At 39.7% G+C, this 6987-nt stretch carries 11 protein-coding genes; 5 read left to right on the top strand and 6 right to left on the bottom strand.

The features are described 5' to 3' along the window. Nucleotides 1-245: 245 nt before the first annotated feature. The 3 genes from ACO0LB_RS20205 to ACO0LB_RS20215 all read right to left on the bottom strand — a co-directional run bounded on the left by ACO0LB_RS20205 (nt 246) and on the right by ACO0LB_RS20215 (nt 2013). Nucleotides 246-677, bottom strand: a complete 432-nt coding sequence (locus ACO0LB_RS20205) for a hypothetical protein (protein ID WP_423052442.1) — start codon at nt 675-677, stop codon at nt 246-248. Between the two features lie 130 nt (nt 678-807). Beyond that, a complete protein-coding gene (locus tag ACO0LB_RS20210) occupies nt 808-1377 on the bottom strand; it encodes a sterol desaturase family protein (protein WP_423052444.1) in 570 nt (189 codons plus the stop codon). A gap of 93 nt (nt 1378-1470) precedes the next feature. After that, nucleotides 1471-2013, bottom strand: coding sequence for a hypothetical protein (locus tag ACO0LB_RS20215; RefSeq protein ID WP_423052446.1), 543 nt, complete (start codon nt 2011-2013; stop codon nt 1471-1473). 356 nt (nt 2014-2369) lie between these two features. Between ACO0LB_RS20215 and ACO0LB_RS20220 the strand changes: the two genes are divergently transcribed. The 5 genes from ACO0LB_RS20220 to ACO0LB_RS20240 all read left to right on the top strand — a co-directional run bounded on the left by ACO0LB_RS20220 (nt 2370) and on the right by ACO0LB_RS20240 (nt 4001). Then, nucleotides 2370-2555, top strand: a complete 186-nt coding sequence (locus ACO0LB_RS20220) for a CsbD family protein (protein WP_423052448.1) — start codon at nt 2370-2372, stop codon at nt 2553-2555. A 63-nt stretch (nt 2556-2618) separates the two neighbouring features. Beyond that, nucleotides 2619-3146, top strand: a complete 528-nt coding sequence (locus ACO0LB_RS20225) for a hypothetical protein (RefSeq protein WP_423052450.1) — start codon at nt 2619-2621, stop codon at nt 3144-3146. A 40-nt stretch (nt 3147-3186) separates the two neighbouring features. Continuing rightward, nucleotides 3187-3498, top strand: a complete 312-nt coding sequence (locus tag ACO0LB_RS20230) for a hypothetical protein (RefSeq protein WP_423052452.1) — start codon at nt 3187-3189, stop codon at nt 3496-3498. 2 nt (nt 3499-3500) lie between these two features. Continuing rightward, nucleotides 3501-3647, top strand: a complete 147-nt coding sequence (locus ACO0LB_RS20235; protein ID WP_423052454.1) for a DUF3309 family protein — start codon at nt 3501-3503, stop codon at nt 3645-3647. Between the two features lie 21 nt (nt 3648-3668). Then, a complete protein-coding gene (locus tag ACO0LB_RS20240) occupies nt 3669-4001 on the top strand; it encodes a hypothetical protein (protein WP_423052456.1) in 333 nt (110 codons plus the stop codon). Between the two features lie 258 nt (nt 4002-4259). Here ACO0LB_RS20240 and ACO0LB_RS20245 read toward each other — a convergent pair whose 3' ends face one another. The 3 genes from ACO0LB_RS20245 to ACO0LB_RS20255 all read right to left on the bottom strand — a co-directional run bounded on the left by ACO0LB_RS20245 (nt 4260) and on the right by ACO0LB_RS20255 (nt 6490). Continuing rightward, nucleotides 4260-4787: a ferritin-like domain-containing protein gene (locus tag ACO0LB_RS20245; protein WP_423052458.1), complete on the bottom strand. Its 528-nt coding sequence runs from the start codon at nt 4785-4787 to the stop codon at nt 4260-4262. Between the two features lie 92 nt (nt 4788-4879). Continuing rightward, entirely contained in the window at nt 4880-5689 is an 810-nt protein-coding gene (locus tag ACO0LB_RS20250) for a universal stress protein (protein WP_423052460.1), read from the bottom strand. A gap of 126 nt (nt 5690-5815) precedes the next feature. After that, entirely contained in the window at nt 5816-6490 is a 675-nt protein-coding gene (locus tag ACO0LB_RS20255; RefSeq protein ID WP_423052462.1) for a PRC-barrel domain-containing protein, read from the bottom strand. Nucleotides 6491-6987: the final 497 nt, after the last annotated feature.

Here is a 6987-nt window from a genome sequence, read left to right on the forward strand (position 1 = left end):
CTGGAACGGCTGCCGCTACAACCGTTTAGTCAAATTAGCCAACTGCTCCCGCATCGCTGGGCCACCGTACAATAATTCTCACCACGATAAAGTCGTTCGGTCAACATGAGTTCGCCGGGCGGTTACCGACTTTCAGAGGATGCTGATTGTTTAACTTTGACGGTGATATTGATGTACCAACGACCCCGGGCATCTTCAGACAGACAACCGGCACCGAGATCAACATTGGCCAGGCCGTAGCTATCCTACAGTGACAAGGGTTGATCGATACCCGACATCCAGAGCTGGCCATTGCGGTACTGCAGGGCCGAAGCCTTGAAAGGGATCCATCCTAATGAACGCCTGGACCCGCGAGAGATACGCCAGCGCAGTTTGATTTTTTTACATTGCTTGCGGCGGGTAACAAACTCAGCACTGATGGCCTGAATCGTTTGCGAGTGCAAAGGAATACCGGCTTTGCCTGATCCTTTGGTGTAGCGGTCGATCTCATAGTTACCGATAAAACGACGCTCACGTTGGAATACTTGAACCGACAAGTCATTACTGTAGTTCCATACCTGGTTGACCCACGTGGCGCGATCACGCAGCACAGAAGCATGTTTATCCTTCAAACGCAGGCGCAACACTCTGGTGTTGGTGACTGGTGTGGTGTCATGAAAGGAGTAATCAAGTGGCATGGATAAGAACAATAACTACTGAATAAACGTTCAGTGTATCAATCTACAAGAGAAAAGCAAGGAGGCGGTGTCTCCGGGCTCTTCATCTCCGCCCTGAAGGAACGAGCTTTACGCTCAATTCTGGTAAAAATTATTTTTCAACAACAGACGTACCTCGTTTATCAACAGTACAAAATAAATGATCCCAAATATTACTGGTGACTCCAAAACAGTTACTCGCACTTCGGCTATGGTGCAGTGCATGCCAGCGCTTACGCTTCATTAACCAGTAACTATGCCCATGCCAATGGTGGATTGCATGATGAACCAAAATATAATGAAAATAGCCTAAAACAACACCTAATGTCAAAGCGACCGCATACAAGATATTCCCAAATAATGTAATTGGAAGAAAAACAATTAACAAGATGAGTAATGCACTACCAATTGTAGGAGTGCCGATTCTTGCTCTCGGCTTATCATGATGTCGTTGGTGCCAGATACTGAATGGTCTTATCTTGTGCAAAATAATCCGGTGTAAAAAATACTCCATGATGCTAGCACCAATCATTCCGGCAATAAGTAACAAGCAAGCGGAAAATCTTTGTTCCACAGGACAGATAAGCCACAAAACTACTGCTAATCCCAATATGCTAAAAGCATAAAATATGAAATCGAGAGCGATCGCATACCTACTATGTTCAATCGTAAAAAGAGGCATGCTGACCTTTATTTAAAAGAGGAAATGTCTGCGAGTAAAATTTTTATAGTGAACAACATCAAAATGTTAATGACAGACCTATTCTCCAAATTATTATTGCTGATATTTAGTTTTTGCTGCAGAAAGACACATTTCTTTTGCGGTCCCTACTAACACATCACATTTTTCTACAGCTACCTGATAATTCGCCTCAAGTTTGTCAGCTTTAGCATCAGATTTTGCTTCGCTCACTTTTTTACTCGCTGTAGCATTTGCGATTGAAGATATTTTCACCGCATCGGCCTTTTTAATACATACATCTTTATCATTCCCAACCTGGCTACCGCAATTTGCTTTTGCCACGACATAATCCGCGTTCGCGATATCTTTTGTTGCACTCGTTCTCGCTGAGAATGTATTTTTATATACAGCATTGGCATTTGCGCTCATGCGTGTGCGATCTGCTTTGGCTACGGCAACACAAATATCCTTTGGATTTCCTGTCATATCGTCACATTTATTTTTCGCAATCTTAAAGTCTTTTTCTGCCAACTCTTTAGTCGCTTTATATGTCGCCAACGGCTCATTAGTAGCAGCCACGACCACTTCAGAAAATGCCATTCCGCAAAATACGATAGCAGTAAATATTTTTTTCATTTTTATTCCTTTGAGATTAATTTGAATCTGAAACACTCTCGATATCAGATAGACTTTTCTTGATCGTTCATACTGCGATATACACATCAAATCTGAGTGTAAAAATGCTGGACCATCGGATTATCCCGATTTCATATATTGCAATTTATCGGGCATTATTTTCTGTACGTTAACGAACACTCAATATATTTTTCACGTACAAATAAACAATATGGATGGAGATATATTTATAAAAATTGTTCGTCAGCGTACAGAGCAATCTAAAAGAAAAGATTACCTTTGATATAAATTCAGACGGGCTGCTATTGATTTCTCTTTGAGAAAAAGCAGAGACAGTCTTAATCGGGAGCGTAAAAATGAACAAAGATCAAGTCGGTGGAATTGCAAAAGATATCGCGGGTAAGGTCCAGGAAAGCACAGGAAAAATACTAGGCAGCAAAATGCAAGAAGCAAAAGGGCTACGCAAACAGGCTGAGGGAAAGATCGAACAAAAGGTAGGTGATATCAAAGAGATAGCCAAAAATAGTACCAAAAAATCGTAATATCCTTGAACAGACATGCTCAGTATTCAATGTCTACATGAGCATGTCATTGAAGGGATTGACATGAAACATATTTCATCAAACGACTCGTTATTGAATATACGAAAAGAATCGCAGAGTTTCTCGGATAACAGAAATAAAAACCGAAGAAGCTCAGATAATTTGATCGTCCCCAACAAATTGCATACGTATATAGAGGATAAAAATTTATTTATTCCTTCCTCTGAATTCACTACAAGTTCAATGTATTCAATGGCCGAAGGTATTCTCATAGGAATATGTGTAGGAGGACTGATTGGTGCGATCGCATTTTTACTTCGCTCTATTTATCAACCATTTTTGGTTCCCCTACTTCAATTGGTCATTACATCTCCATTCGATCATATTCTTTCCGGTGCGTTGACTGGGATATTCATCGGAAGTATCAGCGGGGGCTTGTTAGGGTATATGGTCAGCAGTACAAAAGTCAAAGATTTTGAAGAAAACATAAATAAGAAATCGTCATCTGATTTTATAAAAAATCATGAGAAAAATAATCTTGACGACATCCAAAAATGGAAACGTGAACGTGGGGAATACATCAAGATTTAACAGATTTATATGCCCTCATTAACCATACGATCAAAGAAAAATGATGAACAACCGTGATGCGTATATATTAAAAACACAAATGAAATTGAATGAACTGAATATTTCACTCGTCGAACTAAAAAATAAAATTGAACAGAAAGCTAATCTGGCCTATGAAAAATCTTTTCTTGAAGTAAAAAAGCTCCAGGCACAATCGTTACTTATTCATACAAATTTAGATGCTATCAAATTGGCGACAGAGGAGTCGCTGGAAAGTCTGGTCGATAATACTGAAGCACTACAACAAGCCTTCATTAACTCATGTAGATATTTTCAGTTTCAAATGAGTAATTATGAAGAAAATCGGAAATAAGCATGCTTTTACTCATTATTTTAATTCTCTTGCTGGCTGGCGTAGTTCCAGTATGGCCTCATAGCCGTCATTGGGGCTATGGACCAAGCGGGCTGACAAGTTTGATCGTCGTCATATTAATCGTTCTGTTAATTACCGGACGAATGTAGATATTTACTATGGGAGCAAACATGACTTACTCATCCAACAGAAAAATCAATTCGATAGCCTTACTGCTAGGCGTATTCGCCGCACTTTGCTCACCAAGTTATGCTCAGCAGCCTAACTTTAATTCGCAACAACATGATCCTGTTCGATGGCATCAGGAAGACTTTAACCCAGAAGCATATTTCTCAACACTAAGAAAAGAAGCATATGCAGTTTATCAAGAGTCTCTTCAAGAGTGCAGACATGGATATATGAGGAGTAGAAATCCATGTATCAGAGAGGCAAAAGCGCAATTACAAAGTGATCTTATTGAAGCAGAAAATACATCTCATACAAGAAGGCGCCTGAAAAATTAATATCGTTTTTTAAACTACCTACGTTGGCATCCGCCACGCGTTCAAAGTGTGGGGGATGTCGGTCTTCGACATAGCGACATCTAGTTCAGAAACTATTTTTACCCGACTACCCGAACTTGTAAATAATGTTAAGTTGAACCGAGAAATCAGCTTACTATTTGTACAGCGGTTGATTTACGTTGTAGACGTAACAGAAAAATAGCTATTCAAAAGCTCATCATCTGAAGAAAGTAATGCTGAGCCTTTGAAAAAAGTACATCAAAAAAACAAGTCACGCATATCGTCTGCATGTTCCTCTTCAGTCGTCATAATACCTACTAACATACTCTTCGTCGTCGGATCTGTATCAGCTAAATTCTCTATCATTTGCCGATAGGTCTCAATCGCTATGCGTTCAGATATAAGATTGGATTTGACCATTTCATGGATATTTGTCGATTCATTATATTCGGCATGACTGCGCATTAATATTGTTGCCGGGTTAAAGTCAGGTTTTCCATTGAGTTGTACAATTCGCTCAGCAAGCTCATAAGCATGATCTTGTTCATCCAAGGCATGCTGTAAAAATTCCGCTTTAACAGGGCTATTATGTAAGCCAGTCACTGTGTAGTAATGCCGCAGATACCGGAGCATACAAACTAACTCGGTCGCGAGTGCCTTATTTAGCATTTCTATTACATCCTCTCTATTTGCCCTATAGCCAGCAGTAACAGCGCCATTGTCAATATTTTTTGCAGCAAGGCGAATCGAATTTGTATCCAGATGAACTTTTTTTACCTGATGCATGATGTACTTTCAAAATAGATTTTTAAAAATTTTGCATTAATTCATGAAGCTAATAGACGTGCTATTAACATCTTTGGGGAGAAGTATCAATCTCAGTGCGAGAGTAATGAGCAGTGGCTATCTGAACTCAAAATATCTTTGGTCATATTGACGAGACCACAGTGATGCAAATCACTATGTCCGTATGCACCAGCAACAAGTACATCTACCTTTCGTTCTTTCGCGAGCACCTTTAATTTTTCTTTTTCATCTCCTGAGGCAATAACGGGTAATGCTTCTGCTTTGATGTTATGCTGAAGAAGCCATGCGACGACTATCTCCAAACGACGTCGAATAAGTCCTTGTTCGCTGATATCTGCGGCTTCAACCACGATAACATTCCTGGACTTCTTCAATAATGGTAAGGCATCATAGATCGCTCGCCGCGACTCCAAAGTATCTTTCCAGGCAATCATGATTGTCTGAAGTCGCAAATAGTTTAAATTAGGTGGAACAACAAACATGGGTCGACCAAGCTGCATCAGCAGTTCACGACTATTCATACTCCGTTGAAAATCAAACAATGTATCTGACGATGCTTTAACAATCAGTAAATCTGCACTACACGATTCAGTAGCAATATAATCAGCAATCGAAGAACAATTTACAGACCTTCGCCACCCAAGATAGCTAGTCCGAATTTGTAATGCGTATCGAAATTCCGACTCAAGCGCCGCCATTTCAGCCAATTTTTTTTCGTTATCTGCTCTGATCAAATCCACGTTTACATCATCATTAATACGAGATGTTCTCAAGCTTTGGCAACCGGAAATGCCGATGATTCCAGCGTTAAAAAAATCTGCCAAGTCGCCGGTGACACTGATTATTCCGGCATTGTCTTGTCCAAGTTCTAAATGAACCATCAAACTCGCATAATTCATATTGAACCTTTATAGTCAACCAAGTAATCTAATGATCAGGTCATCTGTTCCACAGACTGATCTGTGATGCCAATACATAATGCTGAAATATGAAAAACCCAAAAACGTTTATTTTTCTAGATCTGATAATGTCTGTTTCAAATGCGCCAACTCTGAACTCAGATCACTTTCAAATTCTCTCCAGCGATTCACGGAAGCACGTTTCATTTCCCCTAACTTATTTTCAGTGGACTGTATTCTTTGTTGAAGAGTCGTATATTGCTGCTCAAGTTTCACCTTCGCTTCGCCATTGAGCGTTACTGATTTTTTCTGTAACTCCACAACTTTTTCTTTTGCTTTTATGAGGTCCTGTTCCGTTCGCATGACAAAAGCATCTCGCTTAGCAGTATCGCCAGCATAATCAAATTGTGGCAAAGCCTTGATTGAATCTTTGGTGGCTCCTGGAAGTGTTAATTTTCCATGCTGTTCTACAATTTGTGAGACGGGTATTGCGACATTGTGTCGACCAATTCCGATAAAGCCACCGACGCCAATGATTAAGTAAGATAGATTTTTCTCGGGAGAGATGATGAGGTCTTCAATTTTTCCGATTCTCGTTCCAGTATCGCTATAAATTTCTTTTCCCAAAATACTTTTGCTGACACTCCACCCTAAAGCGAGTTGTTTTGCCTCCGTTACCGTGACGCCTATTGTTGTTGATCCAGCCACTTGTGCATAGCCAGATATATTCATCATCGCAATACTGACAACAACAAAACTACTAATCGATAATATTTTTTTCATTCTGAAATTCCTTTTATGAGTAAATGTCAAAGCGCATTGTTTTCAAATCATTTTGCACTTTCATCACCTTTATAAAAGATCAAAAAAATATCATCTGTGCGTCATCGAACATAGAAATAGTGAGTTCAATACATATCATCTGACACGCACCGCGAAAATTAGCGCGGGATTATTCAGTCTGAGTAAGAAAAGGAGGATAAAAGAAGAAACGACTCAACGGCCCATGTCCGGTTGCTGGTATGGTGTCGCGAAAATCGAATTGTCGTCAGATGTCATTCTTAGACAGAGTGAAATATGAACGAAAATAACATATTAAAAAAAAAGCAGCCCGAAGGCCGCTTGAAAAATAACACCGAGGAGATGTATATAGACTAGAACTCATTTCATAAATAGGGTCTGTTAACTTTTTTCGGATTATGTTAACTTTGGAGCATGACACGAAGAGAAGAATTAACCGAAGATCAATGGAGCATATTGTCTCCCTTAATTCCAGAATC

The organism is Undibacterium sp. SXout7W, from assembly GCF_049339385.1.
Classification (GTDB): Bacteria; Pseudomonadota; Gammaproteobacteria; order Burkholderiales; family Burkholderiaceae_D; genus Undibacterium.

Bases quoted from the DNA above. Each gene is read 5' to 3' on its own strand.
- ACO0LB_RS20245 (WP_423052458.1), bottom strand. From the start codon at position 4,787: ATGCATCAGGTAAAAAAAGTTCATCTGGATACAAATTCGATTCGCCTT.
- ACO0LB_RS20220 (WP_423052448.1), top strand. From the start codon at position 2,370: ATGAACAAAGATCAAGTCGGTGGAATTGCAAAAGATATCGCGGGTAAG.
- ACO0LB_RS20230 (WP_423052452.1), top strand. From the start codon at position 3,187: ATGATGAACAACCGTGATGCGTATATATTAAAAACACAAATGAAATTG.
- ACO0LB_RS20210 (WP_423052444.1), bottom strand. From the start codon at position 1,377: ATGCCTCTTTTTACGATTGAACATAGTAGGTATGCGATCGCTCTCGAT.
- ACO0LB_RS20235 (WP_423052454.1), top strand. From the start codon at position 3,501: ATGCTTTTACTCATTATTTTAATTCTCTTGCTGGCTGGCGTAGTTCCA.
- ACO0LB_RS20250 (WP_423052460.1), bottom strand. From the start codon at position 5,689: ATGGTTCATTTAGAACTTGGACAAGACAATGCCGGAATAATCAGTGTC.
- ACO0LB_RS20215 (WP_423052446.1), bottom strand. From the start codon at position 2,013: ATGAAAAAAATATTTACTGCTATCGTATTTTGCGGAATGGCATTTTCT.
- ACO0LB_RS20225 (WP_423052450.1), top strand. From the start codon at position 2,619: ATGAAACATATTTCATCAAACGACTCGTTATTGAATATACGAAAAGAA.
- ACO0LB_RS20205 (WP_423052442.1), bottom strand. From the start codon at position 677: ATGCCACTTGATTACTCCTTTCATGACACCACACCAGTCACCAACACC.
- ACO0LB_RS20240 (WP_423052456.1), top strand. From the start codon at position 3,669: ATGACTTACTCATCCAACAGAAAAATCAATTCGATAGCCTTACTGCTA.
- ACO0LB_RS20255 (WP_423052462.1), bottom strand. From the start codon at position 6,490: ATGAAAAAAATATTATCGATTAGTAGTTTTGTTGTTGTCAGTATTGCG.